General features: G+C 71.1%; 16 protein-coding genes. 8 read left to right on the forward strand and 8 right to left on the reverse strand.

The genetic code is table 11. From position 1 onward, the window contains the following. Positions 1-43 precede the first annotated feature (43 nt). Positions 44-2,092 (reverse strand): carbohydrate-binding module family 20 domain-containing protein, encoded by a 2,049-nt coding sequence (locus ACFPIJ_RS50375; RefSeq protein ID WP_380126606.1) that lies wholly within the window; start codon positions 2,090-2,092, stop codon positions 44-46. 265 nt (positions 2,093-2,357) lie between these two features. Between ACFPIJ_RS50375 and ACFPIJ_RS50380 the strand changes: the two genes are divergently transcribed. Beyond that, positions 2,358-5,300: a carbohydrate binding domain-containing protein gene (locus ACFPIJ_RS50380; protein ID WP_380126607.1), complete on the forward strand. Its 2,943-nt coding sequence runs from the start codon at positions 2,358-2,360 to the stop codon at positions 5,298-5,300. Between the two features lie 17 nt (positions 5,301-5,317). Further along, positions 5,318-7,414, forward strand: coding sequence for a carbohydrate-binding module family 20 domain-containing protein (locus ACFPIJ_RS50385; protein WP_380126608.1), 2,097 nt, complete (start codon positions 5,318-5,320; stop codon positions 7,412-7,414). A 75-nt stretch (positions 7,415-7,489) separates the two neighbouring features. On the opposite strand, the gene ACFPIJ_RS50390 is transcribed toward ACFPIJ_RS50385, so the two are convergent. The 6 genes from ACFPIJ_RS50390 to ACFPIJ_RS50415 all read right to left on the reverse strand — a co-directional run bounded on the left by ACFPIJ_RS50390 (position 7,490) and on the right by ACFPIJ_RS50415 (position 15,715). Beyond that, positions 7,490-9,166 carry a M16 family metallopeptidase gene (locus ACFPIJ_RS50390; protein ID WP_380126610.1) on the reverse strand — a complete coding sequence of 559 codons (1,677 nt, stop codon included), beginning with the start codon at positions 9,164-9,166 and terminating at the stop codon, positions 7,490-7,492. Positions 9,167-9,170: 4 nt separating this feature from the next. Further along, positions 9,171-10,112, reverse strand: a complete 942-nt coding sequence (locus ACFPIJ_RS50395; RefSeq protein ID WP_380126611.1) for a hypothetical protein — start codon at positions 10,110-10,112, stop codon at positions 9,171-9,173. A 144-nt stretch (positions 10,113-10,256) separates the two neighbouring features. Further along, positions 10,257-12,101 (reverse strand): M16 family metallopeptidase, encoded by a 1,845-nt coding sequence (locus ACFPIJ_RS50400; RefSeq protein ID WP_380126613.1) that lies wholly within the window; start codon positions 12,099-12,101, stop codon positions 10,257-10,259. 3 nt (positions 12,102-12,104) lie between these two features. Next, positions 12,105-13,046 (reverse strand): hypothetical protein, encoded by a 942-nt coding sequence (locus ACFPIJ_RS50405; RefSeq protein ID WP_380126614.1) that lies wholly within the window; start codon positions 13,044-13,046, stop codon positions 12,105-12,107. A 69-nt stretch (positions 13,047-13,115) separates the two neighbouring features. Then, positions 13,116-14,630 carry a glycoside hydrolase family 13 protein gene (locus ACFPIJ_RS50410; protein ID WP_380126616.1) on the reverse strand — a complete coding sequence of 505 codons (1,515 nt, stop codon included), beginning with the start codon at positions 14,628-14,630 and terminating at the stop codon, positions 13,116-13,118. Between the two features lie 53 nt (positions 14,631-14,683). Beyond that, complete coding sequence (locus ACFPIJ_RS50415; protein WP_380126617.1) at positions 14,684-15,715, reverse strand: LacI family DNA-binding transcriptional regulator; 1,032 nt, start codon at positions 15,713-15,715, stop codon at positions 14,684-14,686. 273 nt (positions 15,716-15,988) lie between these two features. On the opposite strand from ACFPIJ_RS50415, the gene ACFPIJ_RS50420 reads away from it, so the two are divergent. The 6 genes from ACFPIJ_RS50420 (at position 15,989) to ACFPIJ_RS50445 (ending at position 24,388) form a co-directional block, all read left to right on the forward strand. Further along, positions 15,989-17,236, forward strand: a complete 1,248-nt coding sequence (locus ACFPIJ_RS50420) for a sugar ABC transporter substrate-binding protein (RefSeq protein ID WP_380126618.1) — start codon at positions 15,989-15,991, stop codon at positions 17,234-17,236. A gap of 2 nt (positions 17,237-17,238) precedes the next feature. After that, a complete protein-coding gene (locus ACFPIJ_RS50425; RefSeq protein WP_380126619.1) occupies positions 17,239-18,771 on the forward strand; it encodes an ABC transporter permease subunit in 1,533 nt (510 codons plus the stop codon). Further along, positions 18,768-19,646 carry a sugar ABC transporter permease gene (locus ACFPIJ_RS50430; RefSeq protein ID WP_380126620.1) on the forward strand — a complete coding sequence of 293 codons (879 nt, stop codon included), beginning with the start codon at positions 18,768-18,770 and terminating at the stop codon, positions 19,644-19,646. Before ACFPIJ_RS50425 ends, ACFPIJ_RS50430 begins: the two co-directional genes overlap by 4 nt. After that, a complete protein-coding gene (locus ACFPIJ_RS50435; RefSeq protein WP_380126621.1) occupies positions 19,643-21,382 on the forward strand; it encodes a glycoside hydrolase family 13 protein in 1,740 nt (579 codons plus the stop codon). The genes ACFPIJ_RS50430 and ACFPIJ_RS50435 overlap by 4 nt, the downstream gene beginning before the upstream one ends. Positions 21,383-21,459: 77 nt before the next feature. After that, positions 21,460-22,422: a hypothetical protein gene (locus ACFPIJ_RS50440; RefSeq protein ID WP_380126622.1), complete on the forward strand. Its 963-nt coding sequence runs from the start codon at positions 21,460-21,462 to the stop codon at positions 22,420-22,422. 94 nt (positions 22,423-22,516) lie between these two features. Then, positions 22,517-24,388 (forward strand): ricin-type beta-trefoil lectin domain protein, encoded by a 1,872-nt coding sequence (locus tag ACFPIJ_RS50445; protein ID WP_380126623.1) that lies wholly within the window; start codon positions 22,517-22,519, stop codon positions 24,386-24,388. Between the two features lie 9 nt (positions 24,389-24,397). On the opposite strand, the gene ACFPIJ_RS50450 is transcribed toward ACFPIJ_RS50445, so the two are convergent. Continuing rightward, a complete protein-coding gene (locus tag ACFPIJ_RS50450) occupies positions 24,398-24,712 on the reverse strand; it encodes a DUF3817 domain-containing protein (protein ID WP_380126625.1) in 315 nt (104 codons plus the stop codon). Positions 24,713-24,902: the final 190 nt, after the last annotated feature.

The following is a 24,902-nucleotide window of genomic DNA, read 5'->3' on the forward strand; positions in this document are numbered from 1 at the left end:
ACCGCGTCGACAACCTCGCGCGCGGTGCGGGCAACGTAAGGGATCAGCGCCAGGTCTCGTCGAGGGTGATGGTGCCGCCCGACGGGGTGGCGACCGTGCGGTTCGGGTCGCTCTCCCACGTCACGGTCCCGCCGGCGTCCTTGCGGATGTACTTGTACTCCACGACCGCCGACCCCGGCAGGGTCACCTGGCCGGTCCATGTCGCGTCGGCGGTCTTGGTCAGCGGCACCGCGTTGGCCGGGTCCCACGATCCGATCGACGGTGCGGCGCCGACGAGGTACACCTGCTGCCCGGGCTCCTCGGCGACGTGCATCGTCACGTCGGCCTGGACGGTGGCGCCGGCCTCCCAGCCGTCCGAAGTGGACAGCCAGCCGTCGGCGGGCACCGTGGCGGTGCGGTTCGGGCGGCTCTCCCAGGTGACGGTGCCGTCGGCGGCGACCTTCACGTACTTGTACTCGATCGCCGTGCCGGCGGGCACCTGCACCCGCGCCGTCCACTGCGGGTACCCGGCGGAGGAGAGGCGCACGCCGAGCGCCGGGTTCCAGGCGCCGAGGGCCGGGGTGTTGCCGACGAGCACAAGGCGCTCGCCGGCGGCGACCGTGGCGTACGCGGAGAAGCTGACCGCCGGTGCCGGCGCGGCGACCGGGCGGGACACCCGGTGCTGCACGTCGATCGCGAGCGCGCTCAGGCCCGGGACCGTGGTGGTCAGCGCGCCCGTCCTGCCGACGGTGACGGTCGGCCCGGTGCAGCGGTTGCCGCGCACGGTGCCGCGGGTGACGTCGCAGTAGACGCCCGCCGGCAGGCCGGTGTCGAACGTGCGGGTGACGGCGGTGCTCTCCCGGTTGAGCACGACGTAGCCGCGGCCCTCGCGGGCGAAACCGATGGCGTTGTCGCCGTCGCTCCACCAGCGGCTCACCGGTGCGGTGCCGGCGGTGTTGCGGAAGCCGACCAGGCCGAGCGTCGCGGGGTCCTGCTGCTGGCAGAGCCAGCCGCCGGGGCCGCTGGTGACGCCGCCGCAGCGCACGGAGCGCAGGTCGCCGTCCGGCGCGGCGCCCGGCGGTCCGGCGTCGGTGCTGGTGAAGCCGTAGCTGGACAGCACAAGCGGGTGCCCGTAGGGCCAGGCCAGGGAGAAGACGTTGCCGATCGCGAACAGCGGCCCGTCCTTGTACGTGAGCGTCGCGCCGCTCTGGTCGCGTTCGGTGTCGTGGCTGTCGACGTAGACGACGGCGCTGCCGCTGGGGGAGAAGCCCCACGCCTCGCCGAACTGGTCGAGCCAGCTGAGCTTGCCGGACTTCACCACCCGGCTGATCTGCTGGCCGTATGCGTCCTCGATGACGTCGCCGTTGGGCAGGTAATCGGTTTTCGGGATCGGCGCGTTGCCCAGCACCTCCTGGTAGAGATACGCGGGGCGCTGCAGTCTGGCCTTGACGGCGGCGAGGTCGGCGGCCGGGATGTGCTTCGCGGCGTCGATGCGGAACCCGTCGACACCGAGCCGGAGCAGGCCGTTGAGGTAGCCGGCGATGTCATCGCGGACGTCGTCCTGCTCGGTGGCGAGGTCGGACAGGCCGAGCAGCTCGCAGTGCTGGATCTCCCACGCGTTGTTCCAGTCGTGGATCCAGCCGTCACCGCCGCAGTGGTGGAAATCGGTGCTGTCGTAGAGGCCGGGGTAGTCGTACTTGCCGAAGCGGGTGCCGCCGCTGCCGGTGCCGCCGCCGACCTGCCCCGACATGTGGTTGATGACGGCGTCGACGTAGACCTTCACCCCGGCGCGGTGGCAGGTCTCGACCATGCCGGCGAACTCGCGGGTGTTGCCGTAGCGGCTGTCGAGCCGGTAGCTGACCGGCTGGTACGCCTGCCACCAGGGATAGCCCTGGGCCGGTAACTCGACGTGTTCCTGCGGCGGGGTGACCTGCACGGCGGCGTAACCGGCCGGACCGAGGGTGCTGCGGCACTCCTGGGCGACGTCGCGCCAGGGCCATTGGAAGAGGTGCGCGGTGACATCGCCGCGGTGCTGCGACGCGGCCGCGGGCGGTGCGCTGAGCCCGACGGCGGTCAGGGCGAGGACCGCGGCGAGCAGGAGGGGACGCTTCAACGGATACGCTCCACTGTAGGTGACTTGCAGAAGTTGCAAAGTCTTGCAAGAGCGCCCTGATGCTAGCTTCCCGTAACTCGCCGGTAAAGACCTGTTGATCTTTGCAAGATGGCTTCGGCATTTCAGCAGCTCAATGGCCATGAGGTCGGTGAGAAGCTGGTGATTTTTGCAAGAAGCTTGACATGTGTCAATCGGCCAGATCAGTCTTCCTCCACGCGCTGCACGCCCCGCCAGGCTGTCTTCGATGCACGCAAGGAGCACCCCCGTGTCCCGTAGCAGAACTCTGTTGCTCGCTGTCCTGACGCTGCTGGCGTCCCTGCTCGTCGTCCCCGCCCTCGCCGCCGCGGGCACCACCGTGACCGTCTACTACAAGCCCACCGCCGCCTGGACCACGGTGAACATCCACTACGCGCCCAACGGCGGCGCGTGGACCGCGGTGCCGGGCGTCGCGATGTCGACCGCCTGCACCGGCTGGTACAGCAAGACGATCGACCTCGGCTCCGCGACCGGCCTGCAAGTGGTGTTCAACGACGGATCCGGCACGTGGGACAACAACTCGGGCCGCAACTACCCGCTCGGCAGCGGCGACGTCACCGTCTCCGGTGGGGTCGCGGGCACCGGCAACCCCTGCGGTGGCCAGCCGACGCCGACCACGCCGCCGCCCACCGGCAACACGGCCACCGTCTTCTACTCCACCGCCGGCAAGACCTGGCCGGTGGTGAACCTCCACTACGCGCCGACCGGCGAGGCGTGGACGGCCGTCCCGGGTGTGGCGATGAACGAGACCGCCTGCACCGGCTGGGTGAAGAAGACCGTCGCGCTCGGCGCCGCCACCGGCCTGCAGGCGGTGTTCAACAACGGATCCGGCACCTGGGACAACAACAACGGCGCCAACTACCGCCTCACCGCCGGCACGTCCAAGGTCGCCGGCGGGGTCGTCACCGGCGGCGCGACCGACCCGTGCGCCGCGGTCCCGCCCGACATCACCCCGCCGAGCGTCCCCGGCGGCCTCACCGCGACCGTCGACCACATCACCGTGACCCTCGCCTGGACCGCCTCGACCGACGACCGCGGCGTCACCGGCTATCAGATCGCCCGCACCCCGGGACCGGTCCAGCTGACGAGCTCGACGAACGGGTACATCGACGGCGGGCTCGCGCCGCGCACCAGCTACACGTACACCGTGAAGGCCGTCGACGCGGCAGGCAACGTCTCCGGCCCGTCGAACACCGTCACCGCCACGACCGGCGACGCGCCGCCGCTGCCGGCCGGCGGCTCGATGCTCGGCGGCGATCCGCGCAAGGAGAGCATCTACTTCGTCCTCACCGCCCGGTTCTACGACGGTGACCCGGCCAACGACCGCGGCGGCAGCCAGCACGTGAAGTCCGGCAACGCCGCCAACAACGACCCGATGTTCCGCGGCGACTTCAAGGGTCTCGTGGACAAGCTCGACTACATCAAGGGCCTCGGCTTCTCCGCCGTCTGGATCACGCCGGTCGTGCTCAACCGGTCCGACTACGACTACCACGGCTACCACGGCTGGGACTTCTTCCGCGTCGACCCGCGCCTCGAGTCACCCGGCGCCTCCTACCAGGACCTCATCAACTCCGCGCACGCCAAGGGCCTGAAGATCTACCAGGACGTGGTCTACAACCACAGCTCCCGTTGGGGAGCGAACGGCCTGTACGTGCCGACCGTGTGGGGTGCCCGGGACGGGCAGTGGGACTGGATGTACAGCGAGAAGACCGCCGGCGCGACCTACAACCCGCTCAACGAGAACGCGCTCGGGCGGGCCTACAACGGCGACCTGTGGTCCACCACCGCACCGGCCGGCAACACCTGCCCCAACTACGGCCAGACCAACGGCACGTTCAGCCCGGAGGGCTACGCCAACCACCACTGCCAGTGGCCGAGCCCGACCGCGAAGATGTTCCCCGCCTCGCTGTACCACCAGTGCTGGATCGGCAACTGGGAGGGCGAGGACGCCCGCTCCTGCTGGCTGCACGACGACCTGGCCGACTTCAACACCGAGAACCCGGTGGTGCAGCAGTACCTCATCGACGCCTACAACTCCTACATCGACATGGGCGTGGACGGGTTCCGGGTCGACACCGCGGTGCACATCCCGCGGGTCACCTGGAACCGGCGGTTCCTGCCGGCCCTGCAGCAGCACCTGACCCAGAAGTACGGCGCGGCCAAGGCCAACGACTTCTACGTCTTCGGCGAGGTCGCCGCGTTCGTCAACGACAAGTGGAACCGCGGCTCGGTCAACCACTCCGCGCAGTTCTACACCTGGAAGGAACGGCGCACGTACAGCGCCGACGACGCCACCGCCGCCCTGGAGCAGTTCAACTACGAGAACCTGCAGGGCACCGGGAACCAGCCCACGTCCACCAACGCGTTCCTGCAGGGCAACGACTACCACGCGCCGGACCACAGCCAGTTCTCCGGCATGAACATCATCGACATGCGGATGCACATGAACTTCGGTGACGCCGCCAACGCCTTCAACAACGGCAAGGACTCCGACGACAGCGTCAACGACGCCACGTACAACGCCGTGTACGTGGACTCGCACGACTACGGTCCCAACAAGTCCTCGACCCGCTACGCCGGCGGCACGGACGCGTGGGCCGAGAACATGGATCTGATGTGGACGTTCCGTGGCGTCCCCGTCCTCTACTACGGCTCGGAGGTCGAGTTCCAGGCCGGCAAGCAGATCGACTGCGGCCCGACCTGCCCCCTGGCCAACACCGGCCGCGCCTACTTCGGCTCCTATGTGGAGGGATCCGTCGTGGCATCCGGCTACGGCACCGTCGCCAGCGCCAGCGGCCCGGTCGCCACCACGCTGCAGAAACCGCTCGTGCAGCACGTCCAACGGCTCAACCAGATCCGCCGCGCGGTGCCGGCACTGCAGATGGGGCAGTACTCCACCGTGGGCGTCTCCGGCGGCATCGCCTACAAGCGCCGCTACACCGCCGGCAGCGTGGACAGCTTCGTCCTCGTCGCCGTCTCCAGCACCGCCACGTTCACCGGCATCCCCAACGGCACGTACACCGACGCCGTCACCGGTGACGTGCAGACCGTCGCCAACGGCACCCTCACCGCCACCGTGACCGCGAAGGGCGCCATGCGCGTCTACGTGCTGTCGCTGCCCGGCAACCCCGCGCCGGGCAAGGTCGGCACCGCCGGCCCGTACCTCCGCTGATCTTGAGGAGACACCCCGTGAAACGTGTTCTGTCCATAGGCGCGGTCGCGCTCGCCCTGACCGGCGCGCTCGCCTACCCGCTGCTGTCCGCCGACCGCGACGCCGACGCCTCCGTGGCCACCGACGACGTCATCGCCAACCTGTGGTCGTGGCCGTGGACGTCGATCGCCTCCGAGTGCACCAACGTGCTCGGCCCGGCCGGCTACGGTGCCGTGCAGGTCGCCCCGCCGGAGGACTCGATCAGCGTCGCCGGTCACCCGTGGTGGGACATCTACCAGCCGGCCGCCTACGACCTCAACAGCCGCATGGGCACCGCGGCGCAGTTCGCGTCGATGGTCAGCACCTGCCACGCGGCCGGCGTGAAGGTCTACGTCGACGCCGTCATCAACCACATGACCGGCGCCAACCAGACGTCGACGACCGCGTACGGGCCGGCGTCGTTCACGAACAGCTACAGCTACCCGAGCGCGGGCTACGGGTACAACGACTTCCACCACAACGGCGGCGCCTGCCCCCAGGCGGACAACCAGATCCACGACTGGAACAACCAGACGGAGGTGTGGAACTGCCAGCTGGTCGGCCTGTCCGACCTGGCCACCGAAACCGATTACGTCCGCACGAAGATCGCCGGATACCTGAACAACCTGATCAGCGTCGGCGTCGACGGGTTCCGCATCGACGCGGCCAAGCACATGGCCCAGGCCGACCTGGCCGCCATCAAGGGCAAGCTGACGAACCAGAACGTGTACTGGACGCAGGAGGTCATGCCCGGCGGCAGCGGCAACCTGTCGATGGCCGCCTACGAGGGCATCGGCGGCGTCCTGGAGTTCAACTACGCCACCAACCTGAAGAGCCAGTTCACCGGCAGCATCGCCAACCTGCAGACGTTCGGCACCAGCTGGGGCCTGCGCCCGTCGGACAAGGCGACCGCGTTCGTGTCCAACCACGACACCGAGCGCAACGGCTCCACGCTCAGCTACAAGAACGGCAGCACCGACACCCTCGCCACGGTCTTCATGCTGGCCTGGAACTACGGCACCCCGAACGTCATGAGCTCGTTCAGCTTCACCAACACCGACGCGTCCCCGCCGGCCGACGGCAACGGTTACGTCAGCGCCGTCAGCTGCGGCAGCGGCTGGGAGTGCCAGCACCGGCAGCGCCCGGTCCGCAACATGGTCGGCTTCCACAACGCCACCAAGGCCAGCACCACCGTCGGCAACTGGTGGAGCGACGGCGCCAACGCGATCGCCTTCTCCCGCGGCGCCAACGGCTGGACCCTCATCAACAACGGCGGCGGCGCGGTCGCCTCCCGCACCTTCAGCACCGGCCTGCCGGCCGGCACGTACTGCGACGTCATCCACGGCGACTACACGGCAGCCACGTCCTCGTGCAGCGGCCCGACCGTCACCGTCAACGGCTCCGGCCAGGCGACCGTCGGCGCGAACGCCAAGGACGCCGTCGCGATCCACGTCAACGCCCGCGTCACCGGCGGCACCCCGTCCCCGACCCCGTCCACCTCGTCGCCGAACCCGGCCGGCGTGGCCTTCACCGTGACCGGCGCGCCCACCGGCAACCCGATCTACCTGGTCGGTTCGGTGGCGTCGCTGGGCTCGTGGAACACCGCGAACGCCATCCCGATGACCGCCGCCGGCTCATCCTGGACGACGACGGTCGCCCTGCCGGCCAGCACCGCGGTCGAGTACAAGTTCATCGCCAAGGACAGCGCCGGCAACGTCACCTGGGAGCCGGGCAGCAACCACACCTACACGGTCCCGGCCACCGGTACCGGCACCGTCAACACCAGCTGGAACGGTTCCTCGACGACGAACCCGGCGGTGACCTTCAACGCCACCGTCACCACGGTCCTGGGCCAGAACGTGTACGTGGTCGGCTCGATCCCCGCCCTGGGCTCCTGGAACACGGCGAACGCGATCGCCCTGTCCTCGGCGAACTACCCCGTCTGGTCCGGCACGGTCACGCTGCCGTCCAACACCGCCGTGGAGTACAAGTTCATCAAGAAGGACGGCTCGGGCAACGTGACCTGGGAGAGCGGCGCCAACCGCACCCTGAACACCGGCACCGCCAACCAGACCGTCAACGCCACCTGGAAGTAGCCGCACCGGGCCCGGGCACGTGTGGTGCCCGGGCCCGCCTCCACGGGCGGCGGCCCCGCCGACGAGGACGGCGGATCAGCATGAAGCCGACGGAAGCGTGCCGTTCCCCGGCGAGAACCTGCCGGTTGCCGGCGGGAACCCGCCGGTGAAGGGTGGGAACGTACCGGTGGCGGGCGGGAGCACCCCATCGGGCGGGAGCACCGTGATGGTCCGCGGGATCACTCCGGTTGCCGGTGGCAGCCCTCCGGTGGGGGCCGGAAACGTGGCGGTCGACGGCGGGAACGTGCCGGTGGCAGGTGACGGCGACGGGCGGGGGATGTCGTCCGGGTTGCGGGCCGGCATCGGCAGGACGATCGACGGGTCCACGGACCGGTCGATGCGGGCGGCGGTGTCCGCGGGCGCGGCGAACAGCGCCGGCTCGACCATCACTGCGATCCCGTCCAGGCCGACCAGCTGCCGCGCGCCGTCCGGCCATGCGTGCACCACCGCGCAGGAGCGGTAGCGGACCGTCGCCCGGCACTCGCCCTCGACGATGCTGACCCCGTCCGCGCCGAGGACGAGCGAAGCGCCGGAGCCGTCGACCGCCCGGTACGTGTGCCCGGGGATCGCGTCCGTGGACGTCGTCGGCGCCGCCGCGAACCCGGCCCAGTCGGCGCGGCTGCCCGGCGGCACCTGCAGCAGCCCCGAGCCGAGGACCTGCAGGGCGGCGCCGTGCACGTCGGCGAGGGTGACGGCGTACAGCTGGGCGCGCAGCTCGTCGAGTGTGCGCAGCCGTGTGCCGGTGAGCAGGTCGGTGGCCAGGCCCGGCAGCCGGCCCGCGTGCGCGTCGGGGTGGCACAATGCCTCGTCGCGTTTCGCGCGGACCGCGTCGAGCTCGGTCTGGGTGATCCGGCCGACCCGGAACCCGGCGAGGACGTCGACGAAACCGCCGACGACCGCGCGCTGCTTCTCCGGCAGCGCGTCGGCGAACGCGGTGACCACCGCCATGCCGTCGCCGCGCGGGTCGTAGGAGGCGCTCGCCGCGTACGACAGGCCGCTCTCCTGCCGCAGCGACCGGAACAACTCCCGCTCCAGCATCAGGGCGAACACCGAACCGGCCACGTGCCGGCGCATGACGCCGTCGAAGACGACGCCGCCGCCGGCGCCGGTGAAGTATGCCGGTGTCGCCGGCAGCACCGTCGAGGCGACCGGCACCGGGCGGAGCGTCCCAGCCGGCAGGCGCAGCCGCAGGCCCGGCGGGACCCGGTCGCCGGAGATCCACAGCACGGCGTTCGCGCGGGTGAACCAGGCGTTCGCCCAGGCCCGCACGTCGTCGGGCCCGAGTCGGTCGATGCCCCACTCGGGGTAGCTGACCAGGCCGTAGTGCTGGGCGCCGTACCGCCACATCGGCAACATCCGGTTGACGCCGCCGCCATGCCCGGCCGCCTCGGTGCGCAGGATCGCCTTCTCGGTCTCCAGCCGCTGCACCGGCAGGTCGGCGAGGGAGTCGCAGACCATCTCCAGATACGTGACGATGTCGCGCTCGCTGCCCTGCATGTGGAAATGCGTGACGACGCTGCCGGTGGCGCCGTTGTAGTGGTAGTCGGCCACGCCGTGCCGGTGCAGCGCGAGATGCTCGACGAGGTGCGTGATGCCGATGCGCGCGGCGCCCTCGTCGGCCAGGCCGACCCGGAAGGTCAGCCCGGCGGTCATCGGGCCGGAGCTCGGCGCGAGCAGCGTGGGGACGCCGTCGACTTCGGTGCGGTGCAGCACGGGATCAACCTCTCGCCAGCGCGCGGTCCCGGAGGTTCGCGTACGCGACGCCGGGGTTGTCGAAGTACGACGTCCAGAGCGGGGTGCGCCGACCGGCCAGTGCCCGGAAGTGCGGCGCCGCGGCGGCGTGGTCGCCGGCGAGGGAGAACAGCATCGCGAAGTAGTCGTGCGCGGTGTAGAACCGGTAACCGGGCTGGAACGCGGGGTGCCGGACGGTCAGGTCGGCGACCTGGTGGATCTGCGCCACGGTCGCCGGGGCGCGCAGCAGCGCCGTGCCCTCGACGTCGGAGTCCGACGCCTGGAAGCGCTCCATGTGCCCGGCGAGGACGGCGAGCAGCCCGACCGACCCCGGGGGCGCGGTGCGCAGCAGCTCCGCGCCGAATTCGGCCACCGTCTCCCACGACCCGCCCCACTTCGGCTGCAGCTGCTGCACGAGGTGATATCCGGCGATGTACGCGAACGGGTGGTGCGCGCTCAGCCGGTCGTACCGCCGCCGGGCCTCGTCGTGGCCGAGCGAGATGCCCCGGCAGATGATCATCCGTTCCAGCCACGCGTAGCCCTGCTGCGGATCGCGGGCGGTGACCTCGATGAGGATCTGCTCGGCCTGGTTGAGGTGCTCGTAGAAGCCTGCCCACTGCTGCCGCGTGACGTTGCGGGCCCAGCCGGTCCCGCGGATCTTCCACCCGCGCAGCACGGTGCGGACCCCGAGGATCGTGTGTGCCAGCGCCCAGGCCGGGTCGCCGAACGGCACCCGCTCGAGGACCTGGTCGTCGAGCTTGTCCTCGATCTGGCCGCACGCCACCGCGAGGTCGTCCAGCGACCGCAGCCCGCCGAGGAACGCCGCCACGGCGGGCCAGTCACCCCGGCCGGCGTCGGCGGCGAGGCGGCGCAGCTCGGTGAACAGGTCGGCCGGCTGGCTCTCCGGCACCGGCATCTGAAACGGCACGGCGCGGAGCATATGTGAGCGCACGCCGTCCCGATGTCCCCCGTGAGGGCCGGCATCGGGACGGCGCGGCGACCTACGCGAGCAGCCAGACCGTGTCAACGCCACCTGGAAGTACCCCGGCCGCCCGGGCCCTCACCGAGGAGGTCAGCTGCGCAGGCGGCGGACCAGCAGGTAGCCGGCTGGGCCGAGCAGGGACAGGGTGCTTGCCCAGGCCACGGTCAGGATCATGAACCAGCCGAGGTCGCGGAACTCCTTCTCGCCGGGTTCGAGCCCCTCGGCGGTGGCGGAGGTGAGGATGCCGGCGAGGCACAGGAACACCATGCCGCAGGCGAACAGGACGATCATCGCGACCAGCTGGCCGGTGCCGGGCCGGACCCGTCCCGGGCGGGCGGCGTAGCGGCCCGCCGGGAACGCGGCCGGGGCCAGCGGCTGGATCAGGGGCTGGGGCAGGCCCTGCTGCGCGCCCGGGACCAGCACCAGGTTCGGATCCGGGGACGCCGCCGGGAAGAGCTGCGTGGGCGGCGGCTGCGCCGGCGTGTACGGCCGGGGGATGGCATCGGGTTTGCGGGCCGGCATCCGCACCACCAGCGCCGGGTCGACGGCGGCGTCGATGCGGGCCGCGGTGTCCGGCGGGGCGGCGAACAGGGTCGGCTCGATCCGCACCGTGATGCCGTCCAGACCGATCAGCTGGCGGGCGCCGTCCGGCCAGGCGTGAACGGCGGCGCAGGTGCGGAACCGCACAGTGACCCGGCGCTCGCCCTCGACGAGGCTGACGCCCTCGGCGCCGAGGACGAGCGCGGCGCCGGAGCCGTCCACGGACCGGAACGTGTAGCCGGGGATCGTCTCGCTCGACGTCGTCGGCGCGGCGGTGAAGCCGGCCCAGTCGGCGCGGTGCCCCGGCGGGACCTGCAGCAGCCCGGAGCCGGTGACCTGCAGGGCGGCGTCGTGGATGCCGGCCGGCGTGACCGCGCGCAGCTCGGCACGCAGTTCGTCCACGCTGAGGAGGGGCTCGCCGATGAGCAGGTTCGTGGCGAGGCCCGGCAACCGGCCCGCGTGGACGTCGGGGTGGGCCAGCGACTCCTCCCGCTTCGCCCGCACCGCGTCGAGGTCGGCCTGTTCGATGCGGCCGACCCGGAACCCGGCCAGGACGTCCACGAAGCCGCCGAGCACGGCGCCCTGCCGTTCGGGCAGCGCGTCGGCGAACGCCGTGACGACCGCGAACCCGTCGCCGCGCGGGTCGTAGGACGCGCTCGCCGTGTAGGACAGGCCGCCCTCCTGGCGCAGCGCCCGGAACAGCTCGCGCTCCAGCATCCCGCCGAACAGCGTGCCCGCGGTGTGCCGGCGCATGAGGCCGTCGAAGACGACACCGCCGTTGGGTCCGGTGAAGTACGCCGGGGTCGACGGCAGCACCGTGGCCGCCGGCGGCACCGGCCGGCGGTGGCCGCCACCGGGCAGCCGCAGCCGCAGCCCGGCCGGCACCTGGTCACCGGAGATCCACAGCACCGCGTTCTCCCGGGTGAACCAGGCCCGGGCCCACGCCCGCACGTCGTCGGCGGTGAGCTGGTCCACGCCCCACTCCGGGTAGCTGACCAGGCCGAAGTGCTGCGCGCCGTAGCGCCACAACGGCAGCAGCGCATTGACGCCGTCGGCGCGGCCGGCCGCCTCGGTGCGCAGGATCGCCTTTTCCGTCTCGAGGCGCTCGACCGGCAGGTCGGACAGCGAGTCGCAGACCATCTCGAGGTAGCGGACGATGTCTGCCTCGGAGCCCTGCATGTGGAAGTGGGTGACGATGCTGCCGGTGGCGCCGTTGTAGTGATGGTCGGCGACGCCGTGGCGGTGCAGGGCAAGGTGCTCGACGAGGTGCGTGATGCCGGTGCGGGCCAGCCCCTCGTCGACCAGGCCGACACGGAACGTCAGGCCGGCGATCATCGGGCCCGAACTCGGCGTGAGCAGGGTGGGGACGCCGTCGACCTCGGTGTGCCGCAGCACGCTTCAGCCTCTCGCCAGCGCACGGTCCCGGTGCCGGGCGTAGGCGGTGCCGGCGTCGCCGAAGTACCACTCCCAGAACGGGGTGCGCCGCCCGTGCAGCGCCCGGAAGTGCGGCGCGGCGGCGGCATGGTCCCCCATGAGGGAGAACAGCATCGCGAAGTAGTCGTGCGCGGTGTAGACGCGGTAGCCGGGCTGGAACGCGGGGTGCCGGACCGTCCGGTCGGCGACGAGGTGGATCTCCGCGACGACGGCCGGGTCGCGCAGGTGCGCCGCGGCATCGGTGTCGGTGTCGGCGGCGCTGTGCCGTTCCAGGTGCGCGACGAGCACCGGCAACAGCCCGATCGACCCGGCCGGGGTCACCCGCAGCAGTTCCGCGGCGAACGCGGACACCTGCTCCCACGATCCGCTCCACTTCGGCAGGAGCTGCTGCATGAGCCGGAAGCCGGCGATGTACGTGTGCGGGGCGTGCGCACTGAGCCGGTCGTAGCGCCGGCGGGCCTCGGCGGCGCCGAGCGAGAGCCCCTGGCAGGTGGTCATCCGCTCCAGCCACGCGTATCCGAGCCGGGGCTCGCGGGCGGTGACGTCGATGAGGAGCTGCTCCGCCCGGTTGAGGTGCTCGCGGAACGCGGCCCACTGCGGCTGGGTCACGGTGCGCGCCCAGCCGTCGCCGCGGATCTTCCAGCCCGCCTCGGTGATGTGGGCGGCCCGCATCGTCTGGGCCATGGCCCAGGACGGGTCGCCGACCGGCACCCGCGCGAGCACGTGGTCGGGGACGCGCCCCTCTAGCTGGCTGCACGCGACGACGAGGTCGTCGAGGCTGGGCAGCCCGCCGAGGTGCGTCATGACGGCCGCCCAGTCGCCCCGCTGGCCGTCCGCCACCAGGCCGCGCAGGCTGGGGAAGAGGTCGACCGGCTCGCTCGCCGGGACGGGCTGCTGGAATGGCACGGCGGGGAGCATATGCGAAGCGCGCCGCCCCGGATGCCCTCCGACCGGCGGGCATCCGGGGCGCAACCGTTATCGCACCCAGACCGCCGCGTCCGGCGGCAGGAGGCCACCGGCCAGGTCCACGCTGGACAGCAGCACCTCGCCCGCCGGGACGGCGACGGCGGCGGCCGACAGGTTGACCACGCAACGCAGGTCGGCACGCTGGAAGTCCAGCACGTCGGCGGGGGAGGGGTGCCAGGTCAGCGGGCCGGTGAAGGTGCGGCGCAGCCGCAGGGCTTCGCGGTACAACTCCAGGAACGACGCCGGCACACCGAGTTGCGCGGACACGGCCAGGGCCGACCAGTCCGGCTGCGGCAGCCAGGAGCGTCCGGTGGCGGAGAAGCCGTAGGCGGGCGCGTCCGCGGTCCACGGCAGCGGCACCCGGCAGCCGTCGCGGCCGGGATCGGTGCCGCCGGAGCGGTGCCACACGGGGTCCTGGCGGGCGTCGTCGGGCAGGTCCAGCACCTCGGGCAGGCCGAGCTCCTCGCCCTGGTACAGGTAGACCGCGCCGGGCAGCGCCAGCATGAGCAGCGCGGCGGCGCGCGCCACCGACGACGAGCCGAAGCGCGTGACGTGGCGGGCCTTGTCGTGGTTGGACAGCACCCACGTGGTCGGCGCACCGACGCTGTCGGCGGCCTCGATGCACGCGTCGACCGTCGCGCGCAGCTCGGCCGCGGACCACGGCGCGGCGAGGAAGTCGAAGTTGAACGCCTGGTGCAGCTCGTCGGCGGCGACGTAGCGGGCCAGCCGCAGCGGGGTCGACGCCCACGCCTCCGCGACCGCCATCCGGTCACCGGGGTAGGAGTCGAGGATCTTGCGCCACGCGCGGTAGATCTCGTGGACGCCGTCCTGGTCGAAGTACGGCAGCGGCTCGCGGCCGAGCAGCCCGATCTGCTGCGGGTGCCCGACGGACGGCAGGCCGGCCTCCTTCACCATGCCATGGGCGACGTCGACGCGGAAGCCGTCGACGCCGCGGTCCAGCCAGAACCGCAGCACCGACTCGAACTCGGCCCGCACGTCGGCGTTGTCCCAGTTGAGGTCGGGCTGGGCCGGGTCGAACAGGTGCAGGTACCACTCGCCGTCGGGGGTGCGGGTCCAGGCCCGGCCGCCGAAGATGGACTCCCAGTCGTTCGGCGGTTCATCACTTGAAGGCCGGAAGATGTACCGGTCCCGCGCGAGGGACCCGGACTCCGATGCGAGGGCCTCGGCGAACCACGCGTGCTGCGACGACGTGTGGTTGGGCACGATGTCGACGATGACCCTGATGTCCAGGGCGTGCGCCGCGGCGAGCATCGCGTCGAAGTCGGCGAGGGTGCCGAACATCGGGTCCACGTCGCGGTAGTCGGCGACGTCGTAGCCGCCGTCGACCATCGGGGAGCGGAAGAACGGCGTCAGCCAGATCGCGTCGACGCCGAGGTCCTTGAGGTACGGCAGGCGTTCCCGCAGCCCGATGAGGTCGCCCTCACCGTCGCCGTTGCCGTCGGCGAAGCTGCGCACGTAGATCTCGTAGATGGCCGCGGTGCGCCACCAATTGGAAGAAGGCACGGTGAAGGGTCCCTTGCGCTGAAAGGATTTTCGGAAGCGGAGTCGGTGCGGCGTCAGCGGGCGACGATGCCCGTTGAACCGCGGACCACGAGCTCCGGGTTGAACAGGTACTCCGAATGCGGGGTCGGCTGCCCGTTGATGGTGTCGACGAGGGCGCGCACCGCGGCGTTGGACATCGCCCGGACCGGCTGCCGCAGCGTGGTCAGCGGCGGGTCGGTGAAGGCGATGAGCAGCGAGTCGTCGTAGCCGACGACGGAGACGTCCTTGGGCACCGAAAGACCGCGGGCGCGGGCGGCGCGGACCGCGCCGAGCGCCATGAGGTCCGAACCGCAGACGAGGCCGGTCGCGCCGCGCGCGATGAGCCGGTCGGCGGCCGCGGCGCCGCCCTCGACGCCGAAGAGGGACAGCTCGACCATCTCGTCGAGCCCGTGGCGCTGCATCGCCGCGCGGTAGCCGGTGAGCTTGCGCTGCACCGGCAGGAAACGGTCGGGGCCCGAGATGAGGCCGATGCGGGTGTGGCCGAGCGAGGCGAGGTGGTCCACCGCGGTCTGGCTGGCGAGCCGGTCGTCGCAGGAGATGCAGGGCGCGTCGAGGCCCGCGACGTAGCCGGTGATCATCACGATCGGCAGGGGCCGGTCGATCAGCTTGCGGTAACGGTCGTGGTCCGCCGTGGTGTCGGCGTGCAGGCCGGAGATGAAGATGATCCCGGCGACGGACCGGTCCAGCAGCATCTCGACATACTCGTCCTCGGTCACGCCGCCCGGGGTCTGCGTGCACAGCACCGGCGTGAAGCCGTGCTGGGCCAGGGACGACTCGATGATCTGGGCGAAGAGCGGGAAGATGGGGTTCTCCAGCTCGGGCGTGACCAGTCCGACGAGACCCGCGCTGCGCTTGCGCAGCCGCTCGGGGCGCTCGTAGCCGAGCACGTCGAGCGCGGTGAGGACGGCCTGCCGCGTGTCCGCGCTGACGCCGGCGCGGTTGTTGAGCACGCGGGACACCGTCGCCTCGCTGACCTCCGCCTGCCGGGCGATGTCAGCGAGCCGGGCACGGGGTGGCTCGGTGGACATAGGCCGACTGTAAAGCATCGAACCGCCATTTGTGAAAGGTCGATGCAAGGTCTTTCATTCACAGCAAGGTCTTGCTAGCGTTCGGCCACGGCGCACGGGTGTCGTAGGAATCGCGACCCGGCACCCGTCCGCCTCACACCCCGCTATTGCTCAGTTCCGGCAATTCCGTGGCTCCGCAAGACCACGTCAGTGGTTGCGCAAGGACGCCGCGCACCACCCCACACCCTTTTCGCCTTCCGCCCCTCCGGGGGCGGTCGAGGCACCCCCCTGCCCCGAACAGGAGAACCCCCCATGCGCATCCGCATCACGGGTGTCGTCACCCTTGCGGCTCTGTCGTTAGCACTCACCGCCTGCGGTTCCGACGCCAAGCCCGCTTCGTCCAACGCGTCGAAGGCCGCCGGCGGCACCCTCACCATCTGGGCCGACGACCAGCGCTCCGCGGCGCTGAAGCCGTTCGCCGAGAAGTTCGGCAAGGACAACGGCGTCACCGTCGAGGTCCAGGCGATCTCCAAGGACCTGCAGACGAACTTCGTCACCGCGTCGCAGTCCGGCAAGGGCCCGGACATCGTCGTCGGCGCGCACGACTGGATCGGCAACCTGGTCCAGAACGGCGCGATCGACCCGGTGCAGCTGCCGGACGCGCAGAAGTCCGCGTTCGCCGAGGTCGCGGTCAAGGCCGTCACCTTCAACGGCCAGCTCTACGGCGTCCCCTACGCGATCGAGAACCTCGCCCTGATCCGCAACACGGACCTGGCGCCCACCGCACCCGCGTCGATCGAGGACCTGGTCAAGGCCGGGCAGACGCTGAAGACGGCCGGCAAGGTCACCAACATCATGTCGCTGCAGGTCGGCACCACCGGCGACGCGTACCACGCGTACCCGCTGTACGCCTCGGCCGGCGGCTACCTCTTCGGCCAGAAGGCCAATGGCGACTACGACCCGGCCGACCTGGGCGTGGACAAGCCCGCCTCGGTCGAGGCGTTCAAGAAGATCGCCGCGCTCGGTGAGAAGGGCAGCGGCGCGCTGACCCGCTCCATCACCGGCGACAACGCCATCCCCACCTTCACCGGCGGCAAGACCGCGTTCCTCATCTCCGGCCCATGGGCCGTCGCCGACATCAAGAAGGCCGGCGTCAAGTACGACATCACCCCGATCCCGGCGTTCGCCGGCGGCAAACCCGCCCAGCCGTTCGTCGGCGTGCAGGCGTTCTACGTGGCGTCCAAGGGCAAGAGCAAGGCCCTCGCGAACGAGTTCATCACCAACTACCTGACCAAGCCCGACCTGCAGGTGGCGCTGTACCAGGCCAACCCGCGGCCGCCGGCGCTGGTCGCCGCGCTCGACCAGGTCAAGGGCAGCGACCCGGACATCCAGAAGTGGCTGGACGCCGGCAAGGGCGGCGCCGTGCTCCCCGCGATCCCGGCCATGGCCGCGGTCTGGGACCCGTTCGGCAAGGCCGAGGCGGCGATCATCGGCGGCGCCGACGTGCAGACGACCCTCGCGGCCGCCGGCAAGGCGATCACCGAAGCGATCAACAAGTAACCATGAAGACGACGACTCAGCGGGAAGGCGGCTCGCTCGCCGGCCCCACCATCAAGATCGCCCTGCTCGGCGCCGGGCTGGCGCTGGCGATCGCGGCCGCCCTCCCGCTGGTCGGCGCCCACGCCTGGGGCTGGCTCGCGGCGCTCGCCGCGACCACCGCACTGCTCTTCTACATCTACCTGACCCCGCGGCACATCGCGGCCAAGTACCTCGTGCCCGGCACCATCTTCCTGCTCGCGTTCCAGGTCGTGCCGGTGCTCTACACGGCCAGCACCGCCTTCACCAACTACGGCGACGGGCACCGCGGCAGCAAGGCCGAGGCGATCGTCGCCGTGCAGGGCGCGTCGGTGAAGCAGGTCCCGGGTTCGATGGAGTACGACCTCGCCGTCGCCACCCGGGAGGGCGCCATCGTCTTCCTGCTGGTCGACAAGACCGGCGCCACGTTCGTCGGCGACGGCGACGGCCTGCACCCGGCGCAGTTCACCGTCGCCGGCGGCAAGGTCGTCGAGGCCGACGGCTACACCCTGCTGAGCCTCGGCGAGGCCAACCTGCGCAACGACGACATCCTCGCGTTCAGCGTGCCGACCGGCGAGGGCGCGGTCCGCGCGTCCGGCCTCACCCGCGCGTACAACGGCCAGGCCACCCAGTTCTACGACGGCGGCTGCGACTGCGTCACCGACCGCGGCACCGGCAAGCAGTGGAAGGCCGACAACGACGCCGGCGGCTTCGTCGCCGCCGACGGCGAGCGGCTCCCGCAGGGCTGGAAGGTGTCCGTCGGCTTCAGCAACTTCACCCGGGTCCTGACCGACTCCCGCATCTCCGGGCACTTCCTGCAGACCCTGCTGTGGAACTTCGCGTTCGCGATCGGCTCGGTGCTCGTCACGTTCGGTCTCGGGCTCGGCTGCGCGATCGCGCTCAACGCCGACCGGTTACGGGGCCGCAGCGTCTACCGGGTGCTGCTGGTCCTGCCCTACGCGATGCCGGGCTTCGCGATGCTGCTCGTCTGGCGGGACCTGTTCAACCAGCAGTTCGGGCTCATCAACCGGCTCTTCGGCCTCGACGTCGACTGGTTCGGCCAGCCGGCGACGGCCCGGCTCGCGGTCATCCTCGTGCAGCTGTGGATGGGCTACCCGTACATGTTCCTGGTCGCCACCGGTGCGCTGCAGGCCATCCCGAAGGAGATGACGGAGGCCGCCACGATCGACGGCGCCTCGATGTGGCAGCGCTTCAAACAGGTCACCCTGCCGCTGCTGCTGGTCGCGCTGACCCCGCTGCTCATCGCCTCGTTCGCGTTCAACTTCAACAACTTCAACGCGATCTACCTGACCACCGAGGGCGGCCCGTTCCCGCCCGACGACTCCAGCGTCGGCGCCACGGACCTGCTCATCACCTACACCTACCGGCTGGCGTTCGGCGGCTCCGGCGCCCAGTTCGGGTTCGCCGCGGCGATCTCGGTCTACATCTTCGCCATCGTCGCGCTCGTGTCCGTGATCGGGTTCCGCCGCAGTCGCAAGCAGGAGGAGGTGTACTCATGAGCGTTCCGAAGCGCAGCGAAGGAGCCGGCGTGGGCAAGTGGATGCGCCAGATGGGCTGGCGGCACCTGGCCGGGATCGCGGCCGTGCTGTTCTCGCTCTTCCCGATTGTGTTCGTGGTGTCCGCGGCGTTCAACCCGGTCGGCTCGCTCAGCTCGACCGAGCTCTACCCGACCGGGGCCAGCACCGGCAACTTCGTCGACCTGTTCACCAGGACGGCGTTCAGCCGCTGGTACGTCAACTCCGTCGTCATCGCACTGACCGCATCGAGCGCCGGGGTGTTCCTGTCGGTGCTCGCCGCCTACGCGTTCTCCCGGATGCGCTTCGCCGGCCGGCGGGTCGGGCTGATGGCGCTGCTGCTCATCCAGATGTTCCCGCAGTTCCTCGCCGTCGTCACGATCTACCTGCTGTTCGCCGGGATCGGCGACTTCTACCCGTCGTTCGGGCTGGACAGCCCGTGGGGGCTGATGCTGCTGTACCTCGGCGGTGCCCTCGGCGTCGGCACCTGGCTGATGAAGGGCTTCCTCGACACCGTCCCGCGCGAGCTGGACGAGTCCGCGGTCATGGACGGCGCGACCCACGCGCAGACGTTCTTCCGGATCACGTTGCCGCTGATCGCCCCGATCCTCGCGGTCACCGCGCTGCTCGGCTTCATCGGCACCATCAACGAGGTCCTGCTCGCCAACGTGTTCCTGCGCTCCGACGACTCCAAGACCCTGGCCGTCGGCCTCTACGGGCTCATCGCCGGCCAGCGCAACGCCAACTTCGGCATGTTCTGCGCCGGGTCGCTGCTGACCGCGATCCCGACGGTGCTGGTGTTCCAGTCGCTGCAGCGGTACATCGTGTCGGGGCTGACCGCCGGGGCGGTGAAGGGGTGATCCACCACGACGGGTCCGCCCTGCACGTGCCCGACCAGGCACCCGTCCTGGGCACCGACGTCGACGTGGTGTTGCGGACGTCACCGGGCGTCGAAACCGTTCACGTGCGGTCCCTTGTGGACGGTGAGCCGCGGTTCAGCGAGGCCGTGCCCGAGCGCCGCGGCGACGAGCTGTGGTGGCGGGCGGCCGTTCCCGTGCACAACCCGGTCACGCCGTACCGGTTCCTGGTCGGCGACCGCTGGTACAGCGCGGCCGGTCTCGCCGACCACGAGGTCTCCGACGCCACGGACTTCAGGCTGGTGGCGCACCCCGCGCCGCCCGCCTGGATCCGGGACGCGTGCGTCTACCAGATCTTCCCCGACCGGTTCGCCCGGTCGGCCGCCTACGCCGAGCGGGCGTTGCCGTCCTGGGCGGTGCCGTGCGGCTGGGACGCCCCGGTCGTCGGCCGTGGCGAGCTGACCGGGCGGCAGGTGTACGGCGGCGACCTCGACGGCATCATCGGCCGCCTGGATCACATCCAGTCCCTCGGCGCCGACACCGTCTACCTGACCCCGTTCTTCCCGGCCGGCTCCAACCACCGCTACGACGCGTCCACCTTCGACGCCGTCGACCCGCTGCTGGGCGGCGACGCGGCCCTCGCCCGGCTCGCCGACGCCCTGCACGCCCGCGGCATGCGGCTCATCGGCGACATCACCACCAACCACACCGGCGACGGGCACGAGTGGTTCCTCGACCCGGCCGCGCAGGACCGCTACTACCGCTCGCCGGACGGCGGGTACGCCGCCTGGCTCGGGGTGCCGAGCCTGCCGAAGCTCAACTGGAACTCCACCGGGCTGCGCAAGGCGTTCGCCGACCCGCTCCAGCGGTGGCTCGAGCACCTCGACGGCTGGCGGGTCGACGTGGCCAACATGACCGGCCGGCACGGCACCGACGACCTCACCCACGAGGTCTCCCGGCTCGTCGCCCGGGCGGTCCGCGACGTGCGCCCCGACGCGATGCTCGTCGCCGAGCACTCCCACAGCGCCGGCAGCGACCTGGACGTCGACGGCTGGCAGGGCACGATGAACTACGCCGGGTTCACCCGTCCGCTGTGGACCTGGCTGCGCGCGGCCGACCTGGCGCTGCCGGACTTCCTCGGCGTCCCGGGCGGCGTGCCGGCCCGCGGCGGCGACGCCGCGGTGCGCTCGATGCGCTCCGCCGCGGCGGGCATGTCGTGGCGGTCGTGGACGCACTCGTGGACGGCGCTGGGCACCCATGACACGGCGCGGATCCGCACCGTCGTGGGCGACCCGGACCGGGTCGAGGTGGCCGCGGGGCTTCTCGCGACCCTGCCCGGCGTGCCGATGGTGTTCGCCGGCGACGAGCTCGGCCTCACCGGCGCGTGGGGCGAGGAGGCCCGGCGCACCATGCCGTGGCACGACGAGCCGCGCTGGCACCGGCCGACCCTGGCCCGCTACCGGGCGCTGCTCGGCCTGCGCCGGGCCCATCCGGCGCTGCGCCACGGCGGGCTGCGCCTGGAACACGCCGACGCCGACACCATCGCGTTCTGGCGGGAGACCACGTCGGAGCGGCTCCTGGTGGTGGCCCGGCGGGCGCCCGGCGCACCGCTGCACGTCGCCGGCCTCGAGTCGGCCGTAAACCTTTACGGGGGAGCGGCGGAGGTGCCCACGGACGGCCCGACGTTCCAGGTGTGGTCGGTCCCTGTCCGGATGGCAACAGGTGGCAACTCGGATTGACCGACAGCAATGCCGTCTCCAAACTGGCGCGGAGAGCGCTCTCTCGAAACGCCCGCCGCCGTCGAGTGGAGACACCTGTGCGCCGCTTCATCCTGTCCGTCGCCGCCGCCACGCTCCTGCTGGGACTCTTCCCGGGCGTGGCGGCGGCGTACACCACCGTCCACACCGGCTCCGGCCGGCCCGCGCTCGCCTTCGCGAGCAACCGGCTCTACGCCGCCTGGACCGGCTCGACCTCCGGGACGTCCGGCAAGCAGCTGATCATCGGCTGGTCCGTCGACGGCGGGCAGCACTTCACCAAGGACAACACGGTCGTCGAGCGCGTGCCCGAGGGTGAGGGTCCGGCGCTGGACGCCGACGGCTCGTTCGGCTACGCCGTGGGCGTCTACCTCGCCTGGTCCGCCGCCAACAACGCCAACACCCTCACCGTCGGCTACACCATCGGCAACGGTCTCAAGTGCCGCACCGCGTTCACGGGGGTGCGCACGAACCGGTCGCCCGCTCTCGCGCATGACACCTTCGGTACCCGCTGGATCGCGTGGACCGGCACCGACAACCGGATTAACCTCGCCCGGCTCGACAGCAGCGGCTGCACCGGCGCCGGCGCGCCCGGCGGCCTGGTGCTGCGCGACCGGGTGGTGTTCGCCGAGACCACTGCCGAGGGGCCGACGCTCGGGTTCGACGACTCCGGCGCGGACAACGGCCTGATTCTCGGCTGGACCGCCGGTGGCGTGATCAACCTGGCCACCGCCACGACCGGCTCGGCGACGCTCACCAACCGCAGCACCGTCACGCAGCCGGTGGTGGCGAACTCGTCGGGCGGGTTCTCGCTCACGTCGCACCCGTCGGACCTGTACATCTGGTTCCACGCGCCGGGCGGCACCGTGCACCGCGGCTACTCCCAGGGCTGCCGGCCGACCTGCTTCTACGTTTACGACTACGAGTTTCCGGCGGCGTCCGGGATCGGCACGGCCACCGACGGCTTCCACGACACCATCGGCTACTTCGATCCGAGGGGCAAGCTCAACGTGGCCACCTATTGACAGGTTGGCTGCCTATTGCGGAGAGTTCGGTCAGGACTTATTTCGAGTCCTGAAGTTTCCGTGCACTCCCCGCGTCCCCGCCAGGAGCACCCTCATGGTCCCAACCCGACCGCTGCTCGCCCTTGCTGTCCTCGCCGCGTCTGTCGTCGGCCTGAGCGTGCCCAGCGCTCAGGCCGCCGCCACCAGCGTGCAGGTCTACTGGAGCTCCGAGTCCCGCACCGCCGGCTACGAGCCGAAGAACGGCAACTGGTACACCAACCCGGCGACCGGCCTCGCCGGCACGCCCTACCAGCTGTCCCGCCAGGCCGACGTGCCGGTGGTCGCGGCCGCCGGCACCCCCACCATCACCGTCGACACGAACTCCCGCTTCCAGACGATCCTCGGTGTGGGCTCGTCCCTGGAGGAGTCCACGGTCTACAACCTGTCCCGGATGAGTGCCACCGCCCGCGACCGGGCCCTGCGCGCGCTCGTCGACCCCGCCACCGGCGCCGGCTTCAACGTCATCCGGATCACGTTCGGCACCAGCGACTTCACGTCGCACGACTTCTACACCTACGACGACGGCGCGGCCGACCCGACGCTGTCCCGGTTCTCCATCCAGCGCGACATCGATTACGGGATCATCGCCACCGTCCGCCAGGCCCTCGCCATCAACCCGGACATCAAGGTGTTCGCGAGCGCCTGGTCGGCGCCGGGCTGGATGAAGACGAACAACGCCATCATCGGCGGCAGCCTGGTCACCAGCCAGATCCCGACCCTGGCCACCTACTACCGGCGCGCGGTGCAGGCGTACACCGCCCAGGGCATCCCGATCCACGCCCTCACGCTGCAGAACGAGCCGCTGTTCTCCCCGGCCGACTACCCCGGCATGCTCGTCTCCGCGGACCAGGAGCGGCAGCTGGCCAAGGCGCTGCGGACCGAGCTCACGAACAACGGTCTCAGCACCCGCATCTGGGCCTTCGACCACAACTTCTCCGAGTCGGTCTCCTATGCGGCCGGCGTACTGGGCAGCTCGTCCTCGCACTCGGACGCCTACTCCTCCGTGGACGGCGTGGCCTTCCACGACTACGCCGGCGACCCGTCGGCGATGAGCACGGTCAAGGCGTCCTACCCGGACAAGGACGTGCTGATGACCGAGCGATCCGTGTGGGGCACCTCGGGCGCGGACCGGATCGTGCAGTACTTCCGCAACCAGGCCACCCTGTATGAGGGCTGGGTCAGCATGCTCGACCAGAACCGCGCCCCGGAACGCTGGTCCGGCTCGCCCGACCCGACGATGCTCGTGCAGAGCACCAGCAACCGCGACACCTTCTGGGCCCTGCCGGACTACAACATGGTCGCCCAGTTCTCGAAGTTCGTGAAGGCCGGCGCCCGCCGCGTCGCCACCGGCTACGGCAGCACCGGCACCGTCACCAACGTGGCGTTCCTCAACCCCGACGGCACGCTCGTCACCGTGGTGGTCAACCAGACGTCTTCGTCGCAATCGTTTACGTTGCGGGTCGGCACCCAGCAGGTGAGCAGCACCCTGCCGGCGAAGACGGTCGGCACCTACCTGTGGGCGGACGCCAGCAGCGGTACCCCGTCCACGCGGGTCGGCCCGATCACCGGCTACGGCGCCAAGTGCGTCGACGTTGCCGGCGCCAACCCGGCCAACGGCACGAAGATCCAGCTGTGGACCTGCAACGGCACCACCGCACAGACCTGGACCGTCGGCACGGACGGCACGCTGCGCGCGCTCGGCAAGTGCCTCGACGTCGCCGCGGCCAACTCCGCGAACGGCACGAAGGTCCAGCTCTACGACTGCAACGGCAGCGCCGCCCAGACCTGGACCGCACCGGGCGACGGCACGCTGCGCGCCCTCGGCAAGTGCCTCGACGCCACCGGGCCCAGCTCCGCCGACGGCACCCAGCTGCAGATCTGGGCCTGCGGCACGGGCCAGAACCAGCGCTGGACCCTGCCGGCCTGACGCCTGTGGTCAGGCGCGTTCCGGCACCGGGGCGCGCCTGACCCGCTCCACCCACAGCTCGAACAGCAGCGTCGTGAACGGCGGGATCGACGCCACCGCCCCGACGGCGAACCGCGCGAGGCTCCACCGCTCCGCCCTGGCCACCCACACCAGCGCGGCCAGGTACGCGATGAACATCGCACCGTGGACCGGCCCGAAGACCTTCACGCCGATCTCGTTCTCGACCACGACGTACTTGAAGAACATCCCGACCAGCAGGCCGAGCCAGGAGCACGCCTCCCCGATCGCGGCGATCCGGAACACCCGTGCGGGACTGCTGTTCATGCACCTACTGTCCCGTTGCCCCGGACAGGGCTGAGGCCGGTCACCGTGTTGGTGACCGGCCTCACGCCAGGGGTCCTGCGGGTGATGCTCTGGTTGGTGCTCAGCTGTCGGTGCCGAGTTGTCGGTGGTTAGTTGGAGGCGACGCCGAGTTCGGCGGCGCCGCCGCCGGTGTGGAGTTCGGTGCCGGAGG

Source organism: Dactylosporangium cerinum (assembly GCF_042653625.1).
GTDB classification, from domain to species: Bacteria; Actinomycetota; Actinomycetes; order Mycobacteriales; family Micromonosporaceae; genus Dactylosporangium; species Dactylosporangium cerinum.